Annotated in this window: 19 protein-coding genes; 12 read left to right on the top strand and 7 right to left on the bottom strand. The window is 70.8% G+C overall.

Going from position 1 to position 21,598, the window contains the following annotated elements; translation table 11 throughout:
• The first annotated feature begins 93 nt into the window (after positions 1 to 93).
• The 3 genes from FHS23_RS23535 to FHS23_RS08870 are packed head-to-tail and all read left to right on the top strand — an operon-like array spanning position 94 to position 2,416.
• A complete protein-coding gene (locus FHS23_RS23535) occupies positions 94 to 1,278 on the top strand; it encodes a diguanylate cyclase domain-containing protein (RefSeq protein ID WP_343053765.1) in 1,185 nt (394 codons plus the stop codon).
• Complete coding sequence (locus tag FHS23_RS23140; RefSeq protein ID WP_246381897.1) at positions 1,203 to 1,967, top strand: EAL domain-containing protein; 765 nt, start codon at positions 1,203 to 1,205, stop codon at positions 1,965 to 1,967. Before FHS23_RS23535 ends, FHS23_RS23140 begins: the two co-directional genes overlap by 76 nt.
• Positions 1,964 to 2,416 (top strand): peroxiredoxin, encoded by a 453-nt coding sequence (locus FHS23_RS08870; protein ID WP_183651508.1) that lies wholly within the window; start codon positions 1,964 to 1,966, stop codon positions 2,414 to 2,416. The genes FHS23_RS23140 and FHS23_RS08870 overlap by 4 nt, the downstream gene beginning before the upstream one ends.
• 89 nt (positions 2,417 to 2,505) lie before the next feature.
• Here the strand turns inward: FHS23_RS08870 and FHS23_RS08865 are convergent, their stop codons facing one another.
• The 3 genes from FHS23_RS08865 to FHS23_RS08855 all read right to left on the bottom strand — a co-directional run bounded on the left by FHS23_RS08865 (position 2,506) and on the right by FHS23_RS08855 (position 6,662).
• Positions 2,506 to 3,582 carry an LCP family protein gene (locus FHS23_RS08865; RefSeq protein ID WP_183651505.1) on the bottom strand — a complete coding sequence of 359 codons (1,077 nt, stop codon included), beginning with the start codon at positions 3,580 to 3,582 and terminating at the stop codon, positions 2,506 to 2,508.
• A gap of 405 nt (positions 3,583 to 3,987) precedes the next feature.
• On the bottom strand, positions 3,988 to 4,728 hold the full coding sequence (locus tag FHS23_RS08860; RefSeq protein WP_425501108.1) for an alpha/beta fold hydrolase: 741 nt from the start codon (positions 4,726 to 4,728) through the stop codon (positions 3,988 to 3,990).
• The gene (locus FHS23_RS08855) at positions 4,725 to 6,662 is read right to left on the bottom strand and encodes an ABC transporter ATP-binding protein (protein WP_183653659.1); all 1,938 of its coding nucleotides are present in this window, start codon (positions 6,660 to 6,662) and stop codon (positions 4,725 to 4,727) included. Before FHS23_RS08855 ends, FHS23_RS08860 begins: the two co-directional genes overlap by 4 nt.
• Before the next feature lie 171 nt (positions 6,663 to 6,833).
• Between FHS23_RS08855 and FHS23_RS08850 the strand changes: the two genes are divergently transcribed.
• Complete coding sequence (locus FHS23_RS08850) at positions 6,834 to 8,231, top strand: glycosyltransferase family 87 protein (protein WP_183651503.1); 1,398 nt, start codon at positions 6,834 to 6,836, stop codon at positions 8,229 to 8,231.
• 5 nt (positions 8,232 to 8,236) lie between these two features.
• On the opposite strand, the gene FHS23_RS08845 is transcribed toward FHS23_RS08850, so the two are convergent.
• The 4 genes from FHS23_RS08845 to FHS23_RS08830 all read right to left on the bottom strand — a co-directional run bounded on the left by FHS23_RS08845 (position 8,237) and on the right by FHS23_RS08830 (position 13,090).
• A complete protein-coding gene (locus FHS23_RS08845) occupies positions 8,237 to 8,446 on the bottom strand; it encodes a helix-turn-helix domain-containing protein (protein ID WP_183651500.1) in 210 nt (69 codons plus the stop codon).
• Between the two features lie 245 nt (positions 8,447 to 8,691).
• Positions 8,692 to 10,320: an ATP-binding cassette domain-containing protein gene (locus FHS23_RS08840; RefSeq protein WP_183651497.1), complete on the bottom strand. Its 1,629-nt coding sequence runs from the start codon at positions 10,318 to 10,320 to the stop codon at positions 8,692 to 8,694.
• A gap of 175 nt (positions 10,321 to 10,495) precedes the next feature.
• Entirely contained in the window at positions 10,496 to 11,161 is a 666-nt protein-coding gene (locus FHS23_RS08835) for an acVLRF1 family peptidyl-tRNA hydrolase (RefSeq protein ID WP_183651494.1), read from the bottom strand.
• 366 nt (positions 11,162 to 11,527) lie between these two features.
• The gene (locus FHS23_RS08830; protein ID WP_183651491.1) at positions 11,528 to 13,090 is read right to left on the bottom strand and encodes a deoxyguanosinetriphosphate triphosphohydrolase family protein; all 1,563 of its coding nucleotides are present in this window, start codon (positions 13,088 to 13,090) and stop codon (positions 11,528 to 11,530) included.
• Between the two features lie 215 nt (positions 13,091 to 13,305).
• Between FHS23_RS08830 and FHS23_RS08825 the strand changes: the two genes are divergently transcribed.
• From FHS23_RS08825 to nikE, 8 genes are read left to right on the top strand one after another with little or no spacing between them, the layout of a single operon-like run.
• Entirely contained in the window at positions 13,306 to 14,160 is an 855-nt protein-coding gene (locus tag FHS23_RS08825; protein ID WP_183651488.1) for a TetR/AcrR family transcriptional regulator, read from the top strand.
• A gap of 8 nt (positions 14,161 to 14,168) precedes the next feature.
• Entirely contained in the window at positions 14,169 to 15,062 is an 894-nt protein-coding gene (locus FHS23_RS08820; RefSeq protein ID WP_183651485.1) for a beta-keto acid cleavage family enzyme, read from the top strand.
• Positions 15,055 to 16,026, top strand: a complete 972-nt coding sequence (locus FHS23_RS08815) for a 3-hydroxyacyl-CoA dehydrogenase NAD-binding domain-containing protein (RefSeq protein WP_343053763.1) — start codon at positions 15,055 to 15,057, stop codon at positions 16,024 to 16,026. The genes FHS23_RS08820 and FHS23_RS08815 overlap by 8 nt, the downstream gene beginning before the upstream one ends.
• On the top strand, positions 16,019 to 16,456 hold the full coding sequence (locus FHS23_RS08810) for a thioesterase family protein (RefSeq protein WP_183651482.1): 438 nt from the start codon (positions 16,019 to 16,021) through the stop codon (positions 16,454 to 16,456). Before FHS23_RS08815 ends, FHS23_RS08810 begins: the two co-directional genes overlap by 8 nt.
• Positions 16,457 to 16,486: 30 nt before the next feature.
• Positions 16,487 to 18,052, top strand: coding sequence for an ABC transporter substrate-binding protein (locus FHS23_RS08805; protein ID WP_183651479.1), 1,566 nt, complete (start codon positions 16,487 to 16,489; stop codon positions 18,050 to 18,052).
• 15 nt (positions 18,053 to 18,067) lie between these two features.
• Positions 18,068 to 19,024 carry an ABC transporter permease subunit gene (locus tag FHS23_RS08800; protein ID WP_183651476.1) on the top strand — a complete coding sequence of 319 codons (957 nt, stop codon included), beginning with the start codon at positions 18,068 to 18,070 and terminating at the stop codon, positions 19,022 to 19,024.
• Complete coding sequence (locus FHS23_RS08795) at positions 19,021 to 19,902, top strand: ABC transporter permease (RefSeq protein WP_183651473.1); 882 nt, start codon at positions 19,021 to 19,023, stop codon at positions 19,900 to 19,902. The genes FHS23_RS08800 and FHS23_RS08795 overlap by 4 nt, the downstream gene beginning before the upstream one ends.
• Positions 19,899 to 21,596, top strand: a complete 1,698-nt coding sequence (gene nikE, locus FHS23_RS08790) for a nickel ABC transporter ATP-binding protein NikE (RefSeq protein WP_183651470.1) — start codon at positions 19,899 to 19,901, stop codon at positions 21,594 to 21,596. Before FHS23_RS08795 ends, nikE begins: the two co-directional genes overlap by 4 nt.
• The last annotated feature ends 2 nt before the right edge of the window (positions 21,597 to 21,598 follow it).

The following is a 21,598-nucleotide window of genomic DNA, read 5'->3' as shown; positions in this document are numbered from 1 at the left end:
GGCGAGCCGGCCTTCGGCCTGTCGAGGCCGTGCCCCAGCTCAGTCGGGGCAGCTGAACCGCACGGCTGTGCCGTCCGTCGAGAGAGGTGCACGGTGCCCGAGCCTGGTGACGCACCAGGGTTGTCCCACATCGCCCGCCGGTGGGCCGCCGAGATCGCCGACGCGGCCGGGTCCGACGCGCCCACGGCCGAACTCGAGCGCGCCGTCGCGTCCGCGGTCCGGGAGGCCGCCGATGCCGCGACGACACACTGCCGGACCCGGCACGACTCCGCGGTGGAGCGCTTCGCCGCCCTCTACGCCGCCGCACCGTGCGGTGTCGTCCTCGCCGATCCCGACGGCGCCGTCCTCGATGCGAACCCGGCCATGCTCGACCTGCTCGACATGACGCTCGACGAGCTCGTCGGCGTGACGCTGACCGGGCTCGGCACCGACGAGCGTGACGTGGCCGCCCTGCGAACCGCGCTGGCCGACCTCGCCGAGGACGGCCGCCCCCGCAAGCGCGAGCAGGTGAACCTCGGGCGGGCCGAGGAGAGTTCCGCGCTGACGAACGTGACCGTCACCGCACTGCCGAGCGGTGAGGGCGAGCGGCTGCACCCGGTGCTGCTGGCCGAGAACATCAACGAACTGCAGTTGCTGCGCGAGGCGCTGCGCAGGCAGAACACCCACGACCAGCTGACCGGCCTGCCGAACGCGCGCAGCTTCCACACGACGCTCGAAACGTGGCTCGGCTCGCCGGAGTCCGACCGCGTCGCGATCGTCTTCCTCGACGTCGACGGCTTCAAGGTCGTCAACGACGGGCTCGGCCCCGGTGCGGCCGACGAGGTGCTGCGCTACGCAGCGGGCAAACTCGAGACGGTGTTCCGCGGGCCGGACACCGTCGTCGCCCGGCTCTCCGGCGACGGCTTCGGCGTGCTCCAGCGCGGTGGCGTCACGGCCGCCTCGGTGATCGAGCTGGTCGAAACCGCCATGGCCGAGCTGGCCGAACCGGTCTACATCGGTGACCGGGGCGTGGCGGTGGGCATCAGCGCGGGCATCGTCGTCCATGACGCGGGCACCGGCACGACCGAGGAGGTCCAGCGGGCCGCTGAGATCACGCTGCACCGCGCCAAGGAGGCCGGCCGTGCGCAGTGGATGCTGTTCGAGCCCGAGCTGGACTCGGGGGCCGCAAGCGCTACGGCATCGGGGCCGGTATCGGCGGCGGGATGGAGAACGGCGAGTTCGAGGTCGAGTACCAGCCCACGGTCAAGCTGGACGGCAGCGACGAGATCGCCGTGGTGAACGCGGTCCTGCGCTGGAACCATCCCGAGCACGGCACGTTGACCGGTGCCGACTTCTTCCCGCTCGCCGACACCACCGGCATGACCCCGAGGCTCGGCACCCTGCTGCTGACCGAGTCGATGTCGGACGCCGCGGCCTGGTACCGCGACTTCCCCACCGCACCCGACCTGTGCGTGCGGCTGCCGACGCGGCTGGCCGTCGACCCGAACCTCGTGCGCATCATCCGCGACGAGTTCGAGCGCACCGGACTGCCGCATCACAAATTGCGGATCTGCACCGACAGCCTCGCGCTGTTCGACCCGCGCGGCGAAGTGCTGGACACGCTGTCGGTTCTGTCCGACCTCGACGTGAAGATCACCCTCGCCGTCTCCGGCGCCTCGGACCTTGAACTGGTGCACACGCACAGGCTGCCCGTGGGATTCGCGATCCTGTCCGGCCCACTGGTCGACGGTCTCGCCACCGAGGGCACCACCGAGGCCGACAACGCGCGGGCACACCTGTACGCGCTGCTCGAACGCGCTCGGGAGCTGGGCATCAAACGGGTGGGCGCGGACGGCGTCCGCAACGCCGCACACGCCCAGCGACTCCGGGACGTCGGCATCTTCGCGGGCCGCGGCGACCACTACGGCGGCAGCGCCACGGGCCCCGAGATCGCGGCCGTACTCGACCAGCGATACTCCCCGGCATGAACAACGGCGAGTACGCCCCGGATTTCACCCTGCCCGACCAGTGCGGCACCCCGCGGTCACTGACCGGATTCCTCGAGACCGGCCCGGTCGTGCTGTTCTTCTACCCCGCCGCGATGACGCCCGGGTGCACCGCCGAGGCGTGCCACTTCCGCGACCACGCGGCCGAGTTCGCCGCGATCGGAGCCCACCGGGTCGGCATCAGCCCGGACCCGGTGGACAAGCAGCAGAAGTTCGCCACCACCCACGACATGGGCTTTCCGCTGTTGTCGGACGCCGACGCCGCGGTCGCCCGGCAGTTCGGTGTGCGACGCGCTTTCGGGCCGCTCGCCACCAAGCGGCACACGTTCGTCATCGGCACCGACCGCCGGGTGCTCGGGGTCGTCAAGAGTGAGCTGCGTATGGCGGTGCACGCCGAGCGCGCACTGGCCGTCCTGCACAGCGCGGGCTGAGCGGGCGCCGCCCAGGCCACCGAGCCGGCCGACGACGTTCCCCGTGCCACCCGGTGACCCGCCGCGCTCGGCGAGCCACCGGTCATGGGTCACTCCACGATGGCGTTCTCCGGCACGGGCGTGTCGTTGCGCAGCGCGTCGAGCAACGCGGTCGAGCGCGCTTCGTCCCACTGTTCGGCCGACGACGACGCCGTCGGCATCGTCGTGCTGACCACACCGCCGCTGGAGATACCGCGCATGGCCCAGGCCAGTGCGACCAGGTGGTGCAGGTGGTCGTCGTCGTCCATCGTGAGCGCGTCCGGCGCCTCGCCCAGCAACGGCACCACGGCGAACGGGTTCAGCAGCGTGGCCGGACTGGACATCTGGCTCACCATCTCGCCGATGAAGCGGCGCTGGTTGACCACCCGGTCCAGGTCGGAACGGGGCGTCGCGGCGCTGTAGCGCATCCGGACGAAGCCGAGGGCCTGCGCGCCGTCGAGCTCCTGCTCACCCGCCGGAATGGTGATCCCCGTCTTCGGGTCGTGCATCTTCTGCTCGATGTTCATCTCGACGCCGCCCATCGCATCGACCATGCCGGCGAACCCGCCGAACCCGATCTCCGCGTAGTGGTCGATGCGCAGGTCGGTGGCCTGTTCGATGGTCTTCGCCAGCAGCGGCGCTCCGCCGATTGCGAACGCCGAGTTGATCTTGCCGCTGCCGTGGCCGGGGATCTCGACGACCGAGTCACGCGGCAGGCTCAGCAACGTCGGCTTCGTGTCGTTGTCCGGCAGGTGCGCGATCATCATCGTGTCGGTGCGATTGCCGCCCGCGTCGCCGGTGGCCAGCGCGTCCTTCTGGTCCTGGTCGAGCCCATCCCTCGAGTCCGAGCCGACGATCAGCCAGTTGGTGCCCGCAGCGGCGGCGGGCCTGCCCTCGTAGTCCTGGATGGCGTCGATGCGGTTGATCGAGAACTCCAGGTACAGCCATACCCCGGCCAGCAACAGGACGATCACCATCGCCAACGATCCGGCGATCTTGCCGAACGAGCGCCGGCGCTTCGGGCGGCCCTGCGGGCGCTGCGCCCCGGCCGGCCGCTCCGGCGGCGGCTCCTCGGGAGGCGGGGCGATCCGCGTGTCCTGCTGGGGCGGCACGCGCCGCGCCTGGTCGCTGCCCGGCAACGGCATCATCTGGGCCCGCTGGTGGTCACGCGGCCCACGCGGCCCCGGACGTGCGCCCGGTGGACCGCCACCGGGCCGCCCCGGACCACCCGGTGCTCCCGGACCGCCGGGTCCGCCGGGCGGACCGGCCGGGCCACGCGGCGGTCGCCGGTGTCCGTGCGGCGGTCGGCCTTCCGGCCATCCCCCGCCGTACTGCCCGCCCTGCGTCATGGCCGTCTCCCGGTCCGTCTCGGTACCGCTCGATCTCGGTACTGCTCGTCTGCCACCTCTGGTGCGGCACGTCCGTCGCGCCGGCGGCGCTCGGGACCACTAAACCGCACACCCACTGCCGGAGACGCACGTGTCCCCGATTCGGTTGCACGGTGCGCCCGCGTGCTGCCGCCCGTGGGTGGTCCGACCGCAGGTCACAGTACGTCACATCGTGATCGACAGGCACGTGGGAGCAGTCTCACACCGTTCCGTGTCGAGATCGGCCACGCGTGGCCCGACCGGCAGGTCCAGCCCGCGCGCCGTCGTGTCGAGTACGAGCCGTCGCCACACGCCCGGCCTTCGCAGCATGGCGTGCCGCTCACCGGTGAGTCCGACCCATGCGGCGTGCTCGGCCACGGCCGCGGCGCGCTCGGCGTAGGCGCGTGACGCCTCCGGGGCCGTGCGCTCGTCGTCCATACCGTGCGCGACGAGTACGCGGCGACCACGGACCGGCTCGACCGGGTCGTCGTCGGGTGTCCAGGGCGCGAGTGCGCACACCGCCCGCACGGCCGCGTCGTCGGCCGTGCGGAGTGCGACCCTGCCTCCCATCGAGTGCCCGGTCAGGGTGACCGGGACGCCGGGCCGCTCCCGCCGGATGCGGGCCAGCGCCCGGCGCGCGTCCACCACGGGGTCCTGTGCCGTCCCGTTCCAGCCCCGGACGCGGTTGCGCAGCAGGTACACGTCCACACCGCAGCTGCCGTAGGTCGCCGCCAGCGCACGCGCGAACGGCACCATCCGGAGGTAGGCGCTGCGCCACGGCCGGACCGGGTCGGTGCCGTGTTCGGCCCCGCCGTGCAGGACGAGCGCCACACCGCGGACCGTGCCTCGGGCGCGGCGCACCGTCAGCGCCGGATACGCCGCATCCGCCACGCCGCCGTCGCGGTCCTCACCGCCCGCGCCGGTCACGCCACGACCGCTTCGTCGCCCGCCGCCTCGACCGGTCCGTCGCCTGCGGGGTCGTCGTCGGTGGATTCGTCGTCGGTGCCGGATCCGTCGCGGAACTGGGTGCGGTACAGCTGGGCGTACCGGCCGTCGGCGGCCAGCAACTCGTCGTGGGTGCCCTGCTCGACGACCCGGCCCTCCGCGACGACGCAGATGCGGTCGGCCGCACGGATCGTGGAGAGCCGGTGTGCGATCACGAGCGAGGTGCGTCCGGCGAGGGCTTCGGCCAGCGCCTCCGACACCGCGACCTCGGATTCGGAATCCAGGTGCGCGGTCGCCTCGTCGAGCACGACCACGCGGGGCTGGGCCAGCAACAGCCGCGCGATCGTGAGCCGCTGCCGTTCACCGCCGGAGAGCCGATAGCCGCGTTCCCCGACCACGGTGTCGAGGCCGTCGGGCAGCGAGCGCACCAGGTCGGTCAGCCGTGCGCGGTCGAGGGCGTGCCAGATGTCCGCGTCGGCGACGCCCGGGCTCACGTACGCCAGATTGGCACGGATCGTGTCGTGGAACAGGTGCCCGTCCTGCGTGACGACGCCGACGGTCGATTTGACCGAGTCGAAACCGAGGTCGCGAACGTCGACGTCCGACAACCGGACGGCACCCGCATCGACGTCGTAGAGCCGCGGCACGAGACCGGCGATCGTGGACTTGCCCGCGCCGGACGGACCGACGAGTGCCACCATCTCCCCCGCCTCGGCGCGGAAGCTCACGCCGTGCAGCACCTCCTCGCCGCCACGGTGGTCGAGCACGGCGACGTCCTCGAGCGAGGCCAGCGAGTACGAGTCCGGCGACGGGTAGGCGAACCGCACCGCGTCGAACTCGACCGACACCGGTCCGGCGGGCAGCTCCCGCGGCCGCTCCCGCTCGGTGATCATCGGGTCCAGATCGAGCACCTCGAAGATCCGCTCGAACGACACGAGCGCAGTCATCACGTCGACGCGCACGTTCGCCAACGCGGTCAGCGGCGTGTACAGCCGGGTGAGCAGCAGCGCGAGGGACACGACCGTGCCCGCGGCCAGCTGCCCGTCGAGTGCGAGCCAGCCACCCAGGCCGTACACGAGGGCGAGCGCGAGTGCGGAGACGAGTGTCAGGGTCGTCATGAACCAGCGGGTGAGCATCGCGGTCCGCACGCCGAGATCCCGTACGCGCCCGGCACGCTCGGCGAACTCGCCCGCCTCCTCGCGCGGCCTGCCGAAGAGTTTGACCAGGGTCGCACCGGGTGCGGAGAACCGTTCGGTCATCTGGGTCGTCATCGAGGCGTTCTGTTCGGCCGACTCGCGCTGCAGATCGGCCATCCGCCGGGCGATCCGGCGGGCAGGGATCACGAAGATTGGCAGCAACACGAGCGCCAGCAGGGTCACCTGCCAGGACAGCGTGACCATCACGGCGACCGACAGCAGCAACTGGATCACGTTCGTCACCAGGCCGGACAGGGTCGCGGTGAACGTCCGCTGGGCGCCGATGACGTCGTTGTTGAGCCTGCTGACCAGTGCGCCGGTGCGAGTGCGGGTGAAGAACGCGATCGGCATGCGCTGGACGTGTTCGAACACCGCGCGGCGGAGGTCGAAGATCAGCCCTTCCCCGATGTGGGCGGACTGCCAACGTTCCGCGAGTCCGACGGCGGCGTCGGCGATGGCGAGGCCGGCGATCGCGAGTGCCAGCCAGACGACCGCGCTCGTCGTGCCCCCGCCGACGATCTGATCCACCACGCGGCCGGCCAGCAGCGGCGTCGAGACGGCGACGACCGCGGCAACGACCGTCAGTGCGAGGAAGACGGCCAGTCGCCGCCAGTGCGGCCGGGCGAAGGCCGCGACCCGTCGTACCGTGCCCGTCCGCAGACCCTTCGGGGCGTCCGCCGCGCGCATCGCGCCGCTCATCAGTGACCAGCTGCCGTCCATCACCGCGTCTCCCGTCCACCCTTCCCGTCCACACCAACCCTCGACATTGGTCGAGCTACGGCCGGCATATGTCCTGCACAACACCGTCGGGCACATGATCCTTCCCGATCGACGACACGGATTCCCGGCTGCCTCCCCGGCGCTGTGACCTGTCGCCTAACCTGACACGTCATGGGCAGGCGCCTCACCGGAGACTGGATACGCGTGAGCTGGGACGAGGGGCCGTCCGGTCGTCCACTGCGGCTCGACCTCGTGCTCTACGCGCTGTGCAGCGGTTACGCCCTCGCCCTGGCCCTGACCGACAAGCACTACGGGTTCCGTGTGTGGGCCGGGTTCGCCGTCGCAGCCTACGGCCTGGCCCTCGCCCACACGCTGTGGTTGCGCCTCTCCCCTCGCGCAACCGGCCGGTGGGCCTCCCGCTGGACCGGCGTCGGCGTCATCGGCGCGCTGGGCATGCTCGCCCCACTGGGCACGCTCCTCGTCCAGCGCCTCACCGGCGGTGACTGGAGTCCCGACCCCGGGCGTTGGTCGGCCCAGCCCGAGGTGTGGGTGATCGAACGGTCGGCCGAGCTGCTGACCACGACAGGCACGCCCTACGTCGACGTCACCGCGCTCGGCAGGCCGCCCGTGGTCGACGACTACACGCCCTACGGGCCCGTGATGCCGCTGTTCGGGTTGCCCCGGGCATGGTTCGGCGGCAGCCCGGCCGGCGATCTGCTCACCGATGCCCGGCTGCTGTTCGCGCTCGCCGCCGTGGCATGTGTCTGGGGCGCGTGGCGACTGCTCGGCCGTCCGCGCATTCCCGTCCGCGCAGCGCAGCTCGCCGCGGTGTTTCCACTGACAGCCCTGACCTGGGCCACGGCAGGTCCGGACCTGGCGATCGCCGGCCTGTTGATCCTCGGAACGACGCTCGCCGCGGTCGACCGCCCGCTGTGGGCCGCACTCGTACTGGCGCTGGTCACCAGCGCGAAGCTGATCGTACTGCCCGCCGCGGTCGTCGGGGGCACGCTCGTGTGCGCGCGCCTCGGCGCGGGCGCGCTTGCCCGGTTCTGCGGTGTGTTCACGGTGACCTGCGCCGCGGTGCACCTCCCGGCCGTGCTCGTCGACGCACAGGCCATGGCCGAGCACGTGCTGCGGTTTCCGGCCGGGCTCGGCGCGGTCTCGTCACCGGCAGCCAGCCCGCTGCCGGGTCATCTCATCGCCGCCACGGGCACCGCGGGCGAGGTGATCGCGTTCGTGCTACTCGGCCTCGCGGCGCTGACGATCACGTGTTGGCTGGTGGTCCGCCCGCCGCTCGACGGCGCCGACGCCATGCTGCGCATTGCCGTCGGGCTCGGCGCGTTCACGCTGCTCACTCCGGCGACGAGATTCGGTTACCTCCTCTATCCGGCCGTCCTGCTCGGCGCGATGCTGTGCCTCCGCGAGCACCGCCGCCTCCGCGAGCACCGTCGTCAGCCCGGCCTCCCGGAACGTGTCGGCCCGGGCGGGAGTCCGGCCGGCAGCTCCGCACAGGACGACGACCCTGGCGACGGGGACGAGGCGCGGAGGTCTGCTACGCCCACGTCGTGAGGCCGCTACTTCTTCTTGGCACGCGTGGCGCCGCCGCGCCCCCGAAGCTGCACGCCCGACTCGGACAGCACGCGGTGCACGAAGCCGTAGGACCGGCCGGTCGATTCGGCCAGCGACCGGATGCTCGCACCCTTCTCGTACTTCTTCTTCAGGTCGGCGGCGAGCTTGTCACGCGTGTTTCCGGTGATACGCGCGCCCTTCTTGAGGTCAACCACGTCGATCCACCTTCCGCCTATTCGTGTTCTGGGCCACATTCGACCCCCGTGGTCGCAATGATCGAACACGTACGGCCGGAATGCCAGACGAGAACGGCAAAACGCGGTAGAAGCGCGGAAATGTTGCGCCGATCCGGTATTTGTGCACGTCAACTAATGATCAGTCGGGATTCCTGGCTGATCGTCAACGAGGAGACGCCGACCACGAAAACGGGGCGGAAACGGCCCCGCGGTGGCGGTTGTCGTCAGGCGAGCTGGACCAGTTCCAGATAATCGGCCGACCAATGATCTTCCGTGCCGTCCGGCAGGAGGATCACCCGTTCCGGTTCCAGTGCCTCGACCGCGCCCGGGTCGTGGGTGACGAGCACGACGGCCCCAGTGTAGCTGCGCAGCGCGTCGAGCACCTGTTCGCGGCTGGCCGGGTCCAGGTTGTTCGTCGGCTCGTCGAGCAGCAGCACGTTCGCGGCGCTGGACACGAGCCCGGCCAACGCGAGCCGCGTCTTCTCCCCGCCGGACAGCGTTCCGGCGGGCTGGTCGAGCTGCTCACCGGAGAACAGGAACGACCCGAGCAGCGTGCGCAACTCCTGCGCACCCGTGTCGGGGGCGAGGTGCCGGATGTTCTCCCACACCGACGCGTCGTGGTCGAGCGTTTCGTGCTCCTGGGCGTAGTAGCCGAGTCGCAGCCCGTGGCCGGGGACCATGGAGCCGGTGTCGGGTTTCTCCATGCCACCGAGCAGGCGCAGCAGGGTCGTCTTTCCCGCGCCGTTGAGGCCCAGCACGACGACCTTCGAGCCGCGGTCGATGGCCAGGTCGACGCCGGTGAAGATCTCGAGCGAACCGTACGACTTGGACAGCTCCTCAGCGGTGAGCGGAGTCTTGCCGCAGGGGGCCGGCGCCGGGAACTTGATCTTCGCGACCTTATCGGCCTGCCGCTCCTCGTCGAGGTTCGACAGCATCTCGTCGGCGCGGCGTGCCATGTTCTTCGCGGCCACGGCCTTGGTCGCCTTCGCGCCGAGCTTGGCGGCCTGCTGCTGCAGCGCGCTCGCCTTCTTCTCGGCGTTGGCTCGTTCGCGACGGCGACGCTTCTCGTCGGTCGCGCGCGCCTCCTGGTAGCGCTTCCAGTTCATGTTGTAGGCGTCGAGCTCGCCGCGGGTGGCGTCGAGGAACCACACCTTGTTGACGACCTCGTCGAGCAGATCGACGTCGTGGCTGATGACGACCAGTCCGCCCTCGTGGGCCTTGAGGAAGCCTCGCAGCCAGCTGATCGAGTCGGCGTCGAGGTGGTTGGTCGGCTCGTCGAGCAACAGCATCGTGCCGGACTTGCCGCCCGCGCCGGACTCGGAGGCGGCGAACAGGATCCGCGCGAGCTCCACGCGCCTGCGCTGTCCACCCGACAGGGTCTGCAGCGGCTGGTCGAGGATCCGTTCCTCGAGACCCAGGTTGGCACAGATGCGGGCGGCCTCGCTCTCGGCCGCGTAGCCGCCGAGCGAGGAGAATCGTTCCTCGAGCCTGCCGTACTTGCGCACGGCCTTGTCCCGCTCGCCGTCGTCGACGAGCTCGGCCATCGCCGTCTGCGCCTTCTCCATGTCGCGGAGGATCTTGTCGAGCCCGCGGGCCGACAGCACGCGGTTCTTCGCCAACACCGACAGATCGCCCTCGCGGGGGTCCTGCGGCAGGTAGCCGACCTCGCCGCCGACGGTGACCTCGCCCGCGTACGGCTCCCCTTCGCCCGCGAGGACCTTGAGCGTGGTGGTCTTGCCCGCACCGTTGCGGCCGACCAGGCCGATGCGGTCACCCGGCTGGATCCGCAGGGTCGTGTCGTCGAGGAGGATGCGCGAGCCCGCGCGCAGTTGCAGGCCGGTAGCCGTGATCACAGGGAACTCCGTGGCGTCGGTTCGGAAGGTGGAGACGTCCGTGCAGGCCGCCCGCGCGTGCGGCGCACACGGGGCGCAGGCGCACGGGCACGGCGTGAGGGCTACTCCAGCAGAACGACCACGGATCCAAGTGTACGGGGCGCCCGCAACGGGGTTTCGGCCACGGTGACCGCGGTCACCGGATGATCACCTCGACGGCACGCGCCCGCCGGGCCGCCTCGTCCAGCACGGCGCGGCGGGGCTCGGCCACGTCGAGGACGCGGGACGAGGCCAGAGCGAAGACCGGCCGCAGGCGCGGGTCGTCGCGCAACTCGTCGAGGGCCGCGCGATCACCGCCGAGCACCACACCGTCCAGTTCGGACACCGCCCCACCGAGGACGTCGGCCGCGTCGGCTGCCGTCGCACGCAGCGCCTGCCGGACCTGACCGTCCCTGCGCCGGGCGAAGCGTTGCTGCGACCAGCCGCCCGCGGCATTGCGCCCGTGCACGAGGTGCCGGTCGGTCCGCGAGACGACGACGTCCGCTCCCTCGGCGATGCCCACACTGTGCGCACCGAGCCGCACCAGCAGCAGGCCGATCCGCCTGCGGACGGTCACGTGGTCGATGAGCGCGGCGACGGCGAGGCCCTCACTGTCGCCGCGACCGGCCTCCAGCGGCGGGAACGGCACGTCGACGGTGGCCGTCGTGCCGTCGCCCGCGGTCACGACCACCCGCGTCGACGTCACGCGAGTCGACGCGGCACCGCCGTTGCGCGCGGCGAACCGGTCGAACCAGCCGGCGAGCCGTTCCGGCTCCACCTCGACGGCCTTCCCGCCACCGCCGACCTGCCGCACCCGTGCCATGGGCGTCACCGTATGTGGACCTCCCGGAGTTGCGCGCGGAGGCGTCACGTGTGGGGCGCGCGGGCGCCCCGCGAACGCCACGGGTTCATTCCCGGAGAGCGCCCCACCCGTCGAGGAGCAGGGAGTGCGGCACCGCGTCCTGCCAGGCTCCGTCGGTGAAGACGTGATCACGCAGTACGCCTTCGCGTGTGAACCCCGTGCGCTGGACGACAGCGTGGCTCGCCTGTCGTCAGGGCCGACGGCGGCGGACACCCGGTGTCGTTCGACGGGATTCTGAGCGGATGCGGGTCGGACGTCGGTGACGCCGACGGTGCGCCCGTGATGCCGGTGGCCGCCGCCGGGGCCCAGTACACGGCCGGGCGGTCGTCACAGGACGAACGAATCCGACCACGGCTGGCCGCCACGGCCGGTGATGGCCTCGAGCATGGTCGCGGCCTGCGCGTCGGTCAGCGAGGCGACGAAGTCGACCACCGCACGGCCGCGCGCCAGCCCGCGTACGGCGTCGGCGCCCTCGATCCTCTCCCCCGTCGCGCCGACCAGCAGCTCCGGGCTCTCGCGCACCAACCGGCCGTACTCGTTGCTGGCCAGCGCGACCAGGTCGTGCAGCTTGCGGGGCAGCCGGTCGGCCTCGTCGCGGTCGCCGAGCCAGCTGTCGAGTGCGTCCACAAGGGACGTCAGCAGGGCGGCCTGCCCGCGCTGATGCAACGCGAAGTCCGGCCGCTGCAACACGAACTGCCGGTGCACGAACTTCAGCACCTGCACCTCGTGCCACTGCGGCTGCCGCAACGTCACGTGGCCGCTGCGGGTCGTCGGCGACGGGGTGATGATCACACCGTCGGCCAGCCGCGCCGTCCACCCCGCGGAGAACGTCGCCATCGCCTGTTCGGCCTCGACCGAGCCGTCGAACGGGCTCGCCAGCAGACCGTCGACGAGCTGATGCTGAACCCGGGCCACCGCTCCGGCGAACACCGCGTCGTCGGCGATCCACGCGTCCTTGGCGTGCAACCGCCGCCGCAACGACTCCAGCGACCGACCGGGACGACCGTGCACCTCGCGCAACGTCTCGTCCGACAGCGCCGCGAATGCACCCGGCTCGGCGAGCCACCGGCCCAACTCCGTCGCCACCGACGCGTGCTGCAACACCCCGATCCGATGGAAATCCTGCAGGTCGTGGATCGCGTAGGCGATGTCGTCGGCGAGATCCATCACCGACGCCTCGACGGTCTGCTGCCACGGTTCGACGAGGTCGGAGAACGGCGCGCGGGCCTGGTGGACGTCGTCGAGCTCGGTGACGTACGCCGAGAACTTGGCCGACCCGGTGCCCGCCTCCTCCCCTTCGGCCGCGCCACGCGGCGGTTCGTCCATCGTCGCCGGGTGCGGTTCGGGGCGGTGCAGCCGCAGCCACGGGTACTTGAGCAGCGCGGCGCGGGTGGCCGTCGTCAGATTCAGCCCCTCGGGCGTCGGGCCGCCCACCTCTGTGGTCGTCACGATCCGGAACGTCTGCGCGTTGCCCTCGAATCCGTCGGACAGGCCGTACCTCCGCCGCGCGATGCGATCCAGGACCTGCTCGCCGAGATGCCCGAACGGCGGGTGCCCCAGGTCGTGGCCGAGCGCCGCCGCCTCCGCGACATCCGGGTCACACCCGCCGAGCTTGCCGACGACCGCGCTCGCCTCCCCGTCGGCGCCGAGCCGTTCCGCGATCGCCCGCGCCACCTGCGCGACCTTCAGACTGTGGGTGAGCCGGTTGTGCAACAACCCCGACCCACCGGTGCTGACCACCTGGGTGACGCCGGACAACCGGGCGAAGTACGGCGACGCGGCGATGCGATCCCTGTCGATGCGGAACGGGCTGCTCACCAGATCCGCGAAGCCCCCGGCCTCCGCTTCGGCGTTCCGTCGTGTCGTGCGCGCGGTGTCCGTAGTTCCCATGCACGACACACTATGCGACCACGACGAAGCCGTGCGCCGATTCTTCGAGGCCGGCACACGTTCCCGGCCACGCGGCGACCACCTGCACCGCGCTACCCGCATGGCGGTGACCCACACCTCCTTGCGCACATAGACGCAGTTCACAGACTTGCGCCTGACTGATTTACCAGTCAGCCCCTTGCGATCACCGCAAGGGATTACTACGGTCCCGCGACATGGCCGAAACGGACGGACTGCGCGACCGCATCCGGGGACTGCTCCCCGCGAAGCCCGGCGCACAACGTGAGTTCGCGACGGCGATCGGACTGGACGAAACGAAACTGTCCAAATCGCTCAAGGGAACCCGCAGGTTCTCGCCCCACGAACTCGTCCGGATCGCCGAACACTCCGGTGTCACGGTGAACTGGCTGCTGAACGGCAGCGACGACGCCGTGACCGTCACCGCGGTGCCCGCCCCGTCGGCGAGCTCCACACAGGACGGTCCACAACCGGAGACCCGCAGGAGAATCCTGGAAACCGCGTGGGAGCTCATCGCCGAGCGTGGCTACCACCACGTGCGTATCGCCGACATCGCCAAGGCGTGCGGCCAGAGCGCGGCGAGCATCCACTACCACTTCCCCACCAAGAAGGCCGTGCTCACCGAAGCGTTGCGGCGGAACGTCAAGCTCGCGTTCGACCGACAGGTCGCCGAGCTGCACACGATCGACAACGCCTACGAACGGCTGTTGCGGCTCGTCGAGCTGCAACTGCCCACCGACGGTCTGCTCCACGACGAGTGGTCGGTCTGGCTGCAGGTGTGGAACGAGTCCGCGCTCAACCCCGAGATGCGCGGTCTCTACTGGGACTCCTACGACCGGTGGTTCCACACGATCGCGATGACGATCCGGCGTGGACAGGAGCAGGGCGTCTTCGCGGAGCGGGACCCCGACGCGATCACCACCCAGCTGAGCGCGCTCGTGGACGGGCTCGGCATCCAGGTGCTCACCGGCAAACCGGGCAGTTCGGTCGAGGCCATGCGTGAGCACCTCAAGGACTTCATCGACCGCACCATCGCCGGAAAAGGATTGTGAAACCCTCCATGCGAGACAGAGTCATCGTCACCGCCGCGCTGACCGGCGCGGGTGACACCGTGGGCAAGAGCGAGCACGTGCCGGTGACGCCGGCACAGATCGCCTCCGACGCCGTCGCCGCCGCCAACGCGGGTGCCGCCGTCGTCCACATCCACGTGCGCAACATCGAGACAGGCCAGGGATCCCGCGACGTCTCGCTGTACCGCGAGGTCGTGCGTCGCATCCGGGAGTCCGGTGTGGACGTCGTCGTCAACCTGACCGCGGGCATGGGCGGCGATCTCTTCCTCGACCAGGACGACCCGCTCAAGCCCGTCGACGGCACCGACCTCGTGAACGCCACGGACCGGCTTCCGCACGTCGAGGAGCTGCTGCCCGACATCTGCACCCAGGACTGCGGCTCGCTCAACTTCGGCGAGGGCAGCCAGCTCTACGTGTCGACCCCGGACATGCTGCGGACCGGTATGAAGCGGATCCAGGAGCTCGGCGTCAAGCCCGAACTGGAGATCTTCGACACCGGACAACTGTGGCTGGCCACGAAACTGATCGAGGAAGGCCTGATCGACGCGCCGCCGCTGTTCCAGCTGTGCATGGGCATCCCGTACGGCGCCCCGGCGAACCCCGAGCTGCTGCAGACGATGGTCAACATGCTGCCCGAGGACGCGCAATGGGCCTCGTTCGCGATCGGCCGCAACCAGCTGCCATGGGTGGCACAGTCGGCGCTGCTCGGCGGCCACGTGCGCGTCGGCCTCGAGGACAACCTGTACCTCGCCAAGGGCGTCAAGGCGACCAACGCCCAGCTGGTCGAGCGCGCCGTGAGCATCGTCGAGGGCCTCGGCGGCACCGTCGCCACCCCGGACGAGGCACGTGCCCAGTTGAACCTGACGGGAGCCGACCGTGCCTGACACCCCCTCCGACATCGACCCGGCAGGCATCACCACCGTCGCCTGCATCGGCGCCGGCGTCATCGGCGGCGGCTGGGCCGCCCACTTCCTCGCGCGCGGCTACCGGGTACGCGCCTGGGACCCGGCACCCGACGCCGAGGCGAAGCTGCGCCGCGTCGTGGCGGGCGCGTGGCCCGCACTGACCGAACTGGGCCTGGCCGAGGGCGCAGCCCAGGACAACCTCACCGTGCTGCCGACCCTGGCGGAGGCCGTCGACAACGCCGAGTTCGTGCAGGAGAGCGCGCCCGAGGACCTCGACCTCAAGCGCACGCTCCTCGCCGACATCGACGCCGCCACGGCACCGGACGTGGTCATCGCCTCGTCCACCTCGGGATTTCCGATGAGCGACATGGCCACGACCGCCGCCAACCCCGCGCGGCTCGTCGTCGGCCACCCGTTCAATCCGCCGTACCTCATCCCGCTCGTCGAGGTCGTCGGCGGCGAGAAGTCCGAACGCTGGGCGGTCGACCGGGCGAGCGCGTTCTACCGGCACGTCGGCAAGTCCGTCATCACCATGGACCGCGAGCTGCCGGGCTTCATCGCCAATCGCCTGCAGGAGGCGCTCTGGCGGGAGGCGCTCCACATGGTGTCCGAGGGCGAGGCGACCGTCGAGCAGATCGACACCGCCATCACCGACGGCCCCGGCCTGCGCTGGCCGGTCCACGGCCCGTGCCTGACGTTCCACCTCGCGGGCGGCGAGGGCGGTATGGCACACATGCTCGACCACTTCGGACCGTCGCTCGAGGCACCGTGGACGAGGCTCACCGCGCCGGAACTGACGACACGGCTGCGCGACGACATGGTCGCGGGCTGCGAGTCCGAGGCCGACGGCCGGAGCATCGCCGAGCTCGTCGCCGAGCGGGACCGCGCCGTCATCGCGGTGCAGCGTGCCGTCGCCGAATCCCGGGGACGCACCGATGACTGACGTCCTCGAGTACCTCGACCGGGTCCGCGACGAATGGATCGACTACAACGGTCACCTCAGCGAGCCGTTCTACGTCATGGTGTTCGGCTTCGCCACGACGAACCTGATGGACCACGTCGGTCTCGGCGAGACGTACCGCGCCGAGACCGGGTGTTCGCTCTACACCGTCGAGGCACACGTGCGGTACCTGCGGGAGGTCGGCGCCGGCGCCGACCTCCACGTCACCACGTTCGTGACCTCGGTGGCGGCCAAGAAGGCAGTGCTGTGCCACGAACTCCGCGTCGGCGGAGAGCTCGTGGCGACCGAAGAGCTGACGGCGATCCACGTCGCCGACGAGGGGGCGGCGCCGTTCCCGGATCACGTGGCGGACAAGCTCCGCCGCCTGCTCCAGCCGGCGCCGGAGTACGCGGGAAGAGCGATCCGCTCATGACCCGCCCCTGTCCCCGACGGAAAGCCCTTCATGTCCCTAGACAACCACGACACCCGTATCTCTCGAAGGAAGTTCCTCCTCGGTAGCGCCGCGCTGGCCGGCGCCGTCCCGTTCCTGTCGGCCTGCGGCGGGCGCAGTGACGCCGCCGCGGCGCCGACCGGCCCTCCGAAGCGCGGCGGCACGCTGCGCGTCGGCGTCACCGGCGGTGGCGCCTCCGACTCACTCGACCCGCACTCGCCCACCACCAACCCGGACATCGCGCGGGTGCGCAACCTCTACGAACCGCTGGTCTACCGCGACCACGACTACGAGGTCTCGTACCTCGTCGCCGAGAAACTCGAACCCTCGGCCGACGCGGCGACCTGGACCGCGACCCTCCGCAAAGACATCCGGTTCCACGACGGCAGGCCGGTGACCCCGGCGGACGTCGTCGCCACGTTCCGCCGCATCATGGACCCCGACGACCCGAAGTCCGGCGCGGCCAGCCTCTCGATGCTCGACAGTGTGACCGCCAAGGGCGACCGGCAGGTCGAGTTCCACCTGAGCGAACCGTCGGCGGTGTTCGCCGACTACCTCGGCCAGTACTCCCTCGGCATCGTGCCCGCCGACTTCGACGTCGCGAAGCCGGTCGGAACCGGCCCTTTCCGCGCCGAGTCGTTCACCGCGGGACTGCAGAGCCGGTTCGTGCGCAACCCGCATTACTGGCGTCCCGACCGGCCGTACCTCGACGAGCTCGTCCTCATCAACTTCACCGAGGACGACGCACGGATCAACGCGCTGCTCGCCTCCCAGGTCGACGCGATCGACCAGGTGCCCGTCGCACTCGTCGACGTCCTGCGCAGCGACGAACGGATGCGCATCCTCTCGTCGGAGACCGGCACGTGGCTGCCGTTCACCATGCGCGTCGACCGTCCGCCGTTCGACGACGTACGCGTCCGGCAGGCCCTGCGCCTCGTCGTCGACCGCGAGCAGATGATCAACCAGGTGCTGTCCGGTCAGGGCCGCGTCGGCAACGACCTGTACGCACCGTTCGATCCCGCCTACGCCTCCGAGCTGCCCCAACGCACGCAAGACATCGCCGAGGCGCGCAGGCTCCTGGCCGAGGCAGGCAAGTCGAACCTCGACATCGAACTCGTCACCGCGCCCATCCAGGCCGGGGCCGTCGAGGCCGCACAGGTGTTCCAGCAGCAGGCGAAGGCCGCCGGCGTGAACGTGCGCCTCCGGCGCGTCGACACCACCACCTTCTACGGCGACAACTACCTGAAGTGGGATTTCGCCCAGGACTTCTGGTACACGCGCAACTACCTGCCGCAGGTCGCGAACGGCTCACTGCCGGACTCGCCCTACAACGAGACGCACTGGCAGGACCCGGAGTTCGTGCGGCTCGTCCGCACGGCGAACCGCACGAGCGACACCGGCAAACGCGCCCGACTGCTGAAACAAGCGCAGCGCATCGAGTACGAACGCGGCGGCCTGATCGTCTGGGGATTCGTCAACCAGGTCGACGCCCATCAGGTCTACGTCGCCGGGCTCGTCCCGGACCGCACCGGCCTGCCCCTGTCCGGCTATTCGTTCGGCCACGTCTGGCTCGGCTGAGGAGGTGAGGATTTCGTGTTCCGACTGATTCTGCGCAGGCTCGCGGTCAGCGTCGCCGTGTTGTGGCTGGTGTCGCTGCTGGTGTTCGTCGCGACGTTGCTGCTGCCGGGTGATCCGGCCCGGGCCATCCTCGGCCAGCAGGCCACGCCCGAGCGCATCGCCGCGCTGAACGAGCAACTCGGCCTCGACGCGCCCGTGTGGCAGCGCTACCTCGACTGGCTCGGTGGTGTGCTGACCGGCGACCTCGGCACGTCGGCTGCCTCCCAGGGCCCGGTGACCGAGCTGCTGGGCGGCCGCATCGGCGCCTCGCTGGTGCTGCTCGTCGGCGCCGCCGTGATCAGCACGGCCGGTGGCCTCGCGCTCGGCACGTGGTCGGCGTTGCGGCGCGGCCGCGCCGTCGACCACACCGTGTCCGGCATCAGCCTGGTCGTCGCCGCGCTTCCCGAGTTCGTCATCGGTGTCGCGCTGATCGTCGTGCTGTCGACGACGGTGCTGCCCGTGTTCCCCTCCGTGACGCTGGCACCGCCCGGTGAGCCGGTGTGGTCGCAGCCGATCCAGCTCGTGTTGCCGATTCTGACGCTGACGCTCGTCGTCACCCCCTACATCACGCGCATGATGCGCGCGACGATGAGCGAGGTGCTCGACAGCGGCTACGTCGAGATGGCCCGCCTCAAAGGCCTTCCCGAACGGGTCGTCATCACCCGGCACGCCGTACCGCATGCGATCGGCCCCGTCGCACAGGTGATCGCGATCCAGCTGGCGTGGCTCGCGGGCGGTGTCGTGGTGGTCGAGTTCCTCTTCCGCTACCCCGGCATCGGACAGGCGCTCATCGACGCGGTCAACAACCGTGACGTCGCGGTCGTCCAGGCGATCACGCTGCTCATCGCCGGCGTCTACATCGTGGTGAATCTGATCGCCGACATCGTCGGCATCATGACCAACCCCAAGCTGCGCGCGGAGGTGTCCCGATGACGGCGACGACCACACAACCCACGCTGCTGCGGCGCGCGTTGGCCCTGCCCCAGGCGAAGATCGGCCTGGCACTCACGACGGTCGTCGTCGGCGTCGCGGTACTCGGCCCGTGGGTGGGCCCCTGGCTGACCGGCCACGACACGACCGGCTTCGCGGGCAAACCGTTCCAGTCGGGCGGCATCGCCGGCACCGACGGCCTCGGGCGCGACGTGTTCACGCGGTTCCTCTCCGGTGGCCTGACGCTGCTGATCTACGCGGTGTTGGCCACGGCGCTCGGCCTGGTGCTGGGAGCCGCCTTGGGCATGTTCGCCGGCTACAGCGGAGGCAGGCTCGACTCGCTGATCATGCGCGGCAGCGACGTGCTGCTGTCGTTCCCGCAGCTGGTGTTCGCGCTGCTGGCGATCGCCATGATCGGCCCGGAAGGCTGGCTGCTGGTGCTGGTCATCGGTATCACCCACGCGCCCCGGGTCGCCCGTGTGGCCAGACAGTCCACGGTGGCGGTCAAGGACGCGGACTTCATTCGCGCCGCCCGCATGTACGCCATGCCGCGCAGGCGCATCCTGCTGCGCGAGGTGCTGCCCAACATCACCGGTCCGCTGATGGTCGAACTCGGCCTGCGGCTGACGTACTCCATCGGCTACGTCGCGTCCCTGTCGTTCCTCGGCCTCGGCATCCAGCCGCCGACCGCGGACTGGGGCCTGATGATCAACGAGAACCGCATCGCCCTGGTCGTCGAACCGTGGGGCGTGGTGCTGCCCGTGCTCGCGATCGCCGTGCTGACCGTCGGCACGAACCTGATCACCGACTCGCTCGCCTCGGCGGCCGCGCGCACCTCGAACGCAGGCACGTCGCACTCAGCGAAGGAGGCCTCGGCATGACCGCAACCACCACGGTGACCCATACCCTCGTCGCCCGGAACCTGCGCGTCGACACCGTCACCGGACAACCCGTGCTGAAAGGCGTGTCGTACGAGATCGCTCCCGGGGAGGTGCTGGCGCTGGTCGGCGAATCCGGCTCCGGCAAGACCACGGCGGGGCTGGCCGCGCTCGGCCACTTCCGCCGCGGGCTCGTCCACACCGGCGGCGACGTCTCGGTGCAGTCCGGTGACGCGGCGCCGGTGTCCGTGCTGGACGCAGGCGAGCGGGAACGCCGGGCGCTGCGCGGCAGCACCGTCGCCTACATTCCCCAGGACCCGGCGGCCTCGCTCAACCCGGCGCTGCGCATCGGCAGGCAGATCGACGAGGTGCTCGAGACGCACGGCTACGGCGCGTCCGCGGCCGAACGCTCCGCACGCGTCGGCGAGGTGCTGGCCGAGGTCGGCCTCCCCGACGACGAGGCCTACCGGCGCCGGTACCCGCACGAACTGTCCGGCGGCCAGCAGCAGCGCGTCGGCATCGCGATGGCGTTCGCCTGCAGGCCGAGCGTCGTGGTGCTCGACGAGCCGACGACCGGACTCGACGTCACCACGCAGACGCTGGTCCTGCGCACGGTCGCGGCGCTGACCACCGAACACGACACCGCCGCGCTCTACATCACCCACGACCTGGCGGTCGTCGCCACGATCGCCCACCGGGTCGCGGTGCTGCGCCGCGGCGAGGTCGTCGAGTGCGGCTCCGCCGAGGAGGTGCTCCGCGCGCCCTCGCACGCCTACACCCGGGAACTCGTCACCGCGGTGCCGCACCTCGACGGCACGGGTGTCACCGCGGCGTCCGCACCCGGCACGCACGCCGTCGCGTCCGCATCGGACGGTGACGCCCCTGCCGCGGGTGCGTGCGCAGGGGCAGGCGGTTCCACGCCCGCCTCGAGCGGCATCCCGGAGCACACGCCTGCCCTGTCGGTGTCCGGCCTGTCCGTCTCGTACGGCGACCACCGGGTGTTGCGCGACGTGTCTCTGGACGTACGCGCAGGCGAATGCCTGATGCTGCTCGGCGAATCGGGCTCCGGTAAGACCACGCTGTCGCAATGCGTGGCCGGACTGGGTGAACCGCACACCGGCACGGTGTCGCTGGCCGGTGCGCCGCTGGCCGCCTCGACGCAGCGGCGCACCGCGGAGCAGCTGCGCTCGGTGCAGTACGTGTTCCAGAGCCCGTACTCGTCCCTCAACCCCCGCAAGACCATCGCCCAATCGGTGGAGTTGCCGTTGCGGACCCTGACGGACCTCGACGTCACCGCACGACGCGCACGCGTGGCCGAGACGCTGGAACGGGTCCGTCTCGATCCCGCGCTCGCGCAGCGGCTTCCCGACGAGCTCTCGGGCGGGCAGCGCCAGCGCGCGGCCATCGCCCGTGCGCTGGTGACCACGCCTGAGGTACTGCTGTGCGACGAGGTGACCTCCGCGCTCGACGTCTCCGTGCAGGCCACGATCGTCGACCTGCTCTGCGAGCTACGGCGCGACCTGGGCACCGCGATGCTGTTCGTCACCCACAACATCGCGCTGGCACGGCACGTCGCCGACCGGATCGCGGTACTGCGCGGCGGAGAGGTCGTCGAATCCGGCACGGTCGACGAGGTCCTCGACTCGCCGTCACACGAGTACACGCGCGAACTACTCGCCAACACGCCGAGGATGTGACG

This window comes from Prauserella isguenensis, from assembly GCF_014191605.1.
GTDB classification, from domain to species: domain Bacteria; phylum Actinomycetota; class Actinomycetes; order Mycobacteriales; family Pseudonocardiaceae; genus Prauserella; species Prauserella isguenensis.
The sequence above is the reverse complement of the archived record's forward strand: the minus strand, read 5'-3'. Positions and strand labels throughout refer to the sequence as shown.

What these genes read in the sequence shown, in the direction of transcription:
- FHS23_RS23140 (WP_246381897.1), top strand. Translation starts at nt 1,203, where the DNA reads ATGGAGAACGGCGAGTTCGAGGTCGAGTACCAGCCCACGGTCAAGCTG.
- FHS23_RS08870 (WP_183651508.1), top strand. Translation starts at nt 1,964, where the DNA reads ATGAACAACGGCGAGTACGCCCCGGATTTCACCCTGCCCGACCAGTGC.
- FHS23_RS08865 (WP_183651505.1), bottom strand. Translation starts at nt 3,582, where the DNA reads ATGATGCCGTTGCCGGGCAGCGACCAGGCGCGGCGCGTGCCGCCCCAG.
- FHS23_RS08855 (WP_183653659.1), bottom strand. Translation starts at nt 6,662, where the DNA reads ATGGACGGCAGCTGGTCACTGATGAGCGGCGCGATGCGCGCGGCGGAC.
- FHS23_RS08850 (WP_183651503.1), top strand. Translation starts at nt 6,834, where the DNA reads ATGGGCAGGCGCCTCACCGGAGACTGGATACGCGTGAGCTGGGACGAG.
- FHS23_RS08835 (WP_183651494.1), bottom strand. Translation starts at nt 11,161, where the DNA reads ATGGCACGGGTGCGGCAGGTCGGCGGTGGCGGGAAGGCCGTCGAGGTG.
- FHS23_RS08830 (WP_183651491.1), bottom strand. Translation starts at nt 13,090, where the DNA reads ATGGGAACTACGGACACCGCGCGCACGACACGACGGAACGCCGAAGCG.
- FHS23_RS08825 (WP_183651488.1), top strand. Translation starts at nt 13,306, where the DNA reads ATGGCCGAAACGGACGGACTGCGCGACCGCATCCGGGGACTGCTCCCC.
- FHS23_RS08820 (WP_183651485.1), top strand. Translation starts at nt 14,169, where the DNA reads ATGCGAGACAGAGTCATCGTCACCGCCGCGCTGACCGGCGCGGGTGAC.
- FHS23_RS08810 (WP_183651482.1), top strand. Translation starts at nt 16,019, where the DNA reads ATGACTGACGTCCTCGAGTACCTCGACCGGGTCCGCGACGAATGGATC.
- FHS23_RS08805 (WP_183651479.1), top strand. Translation starts at nt 16,487, where the DNA reads ATGTCCCTAGACAACCACGACACCCGTATCTCTCGAAGGAAGTTCCTC.
- FHS23_RS08795 (WP_183651473.1), top strand. Translation starts at nt 19,021, where the DNA reads ATGACGGCGACGACCACACAACCCACGCTGCTGCGGCGCGCGTTGGCC.
- nikE (WP_183651470.1), top strand. Translation starts at nt 19,899, where the DNA reads ATGACCGCAACCACCACGGTGACCCATACCCTCGTCGCCCGGAACCTG.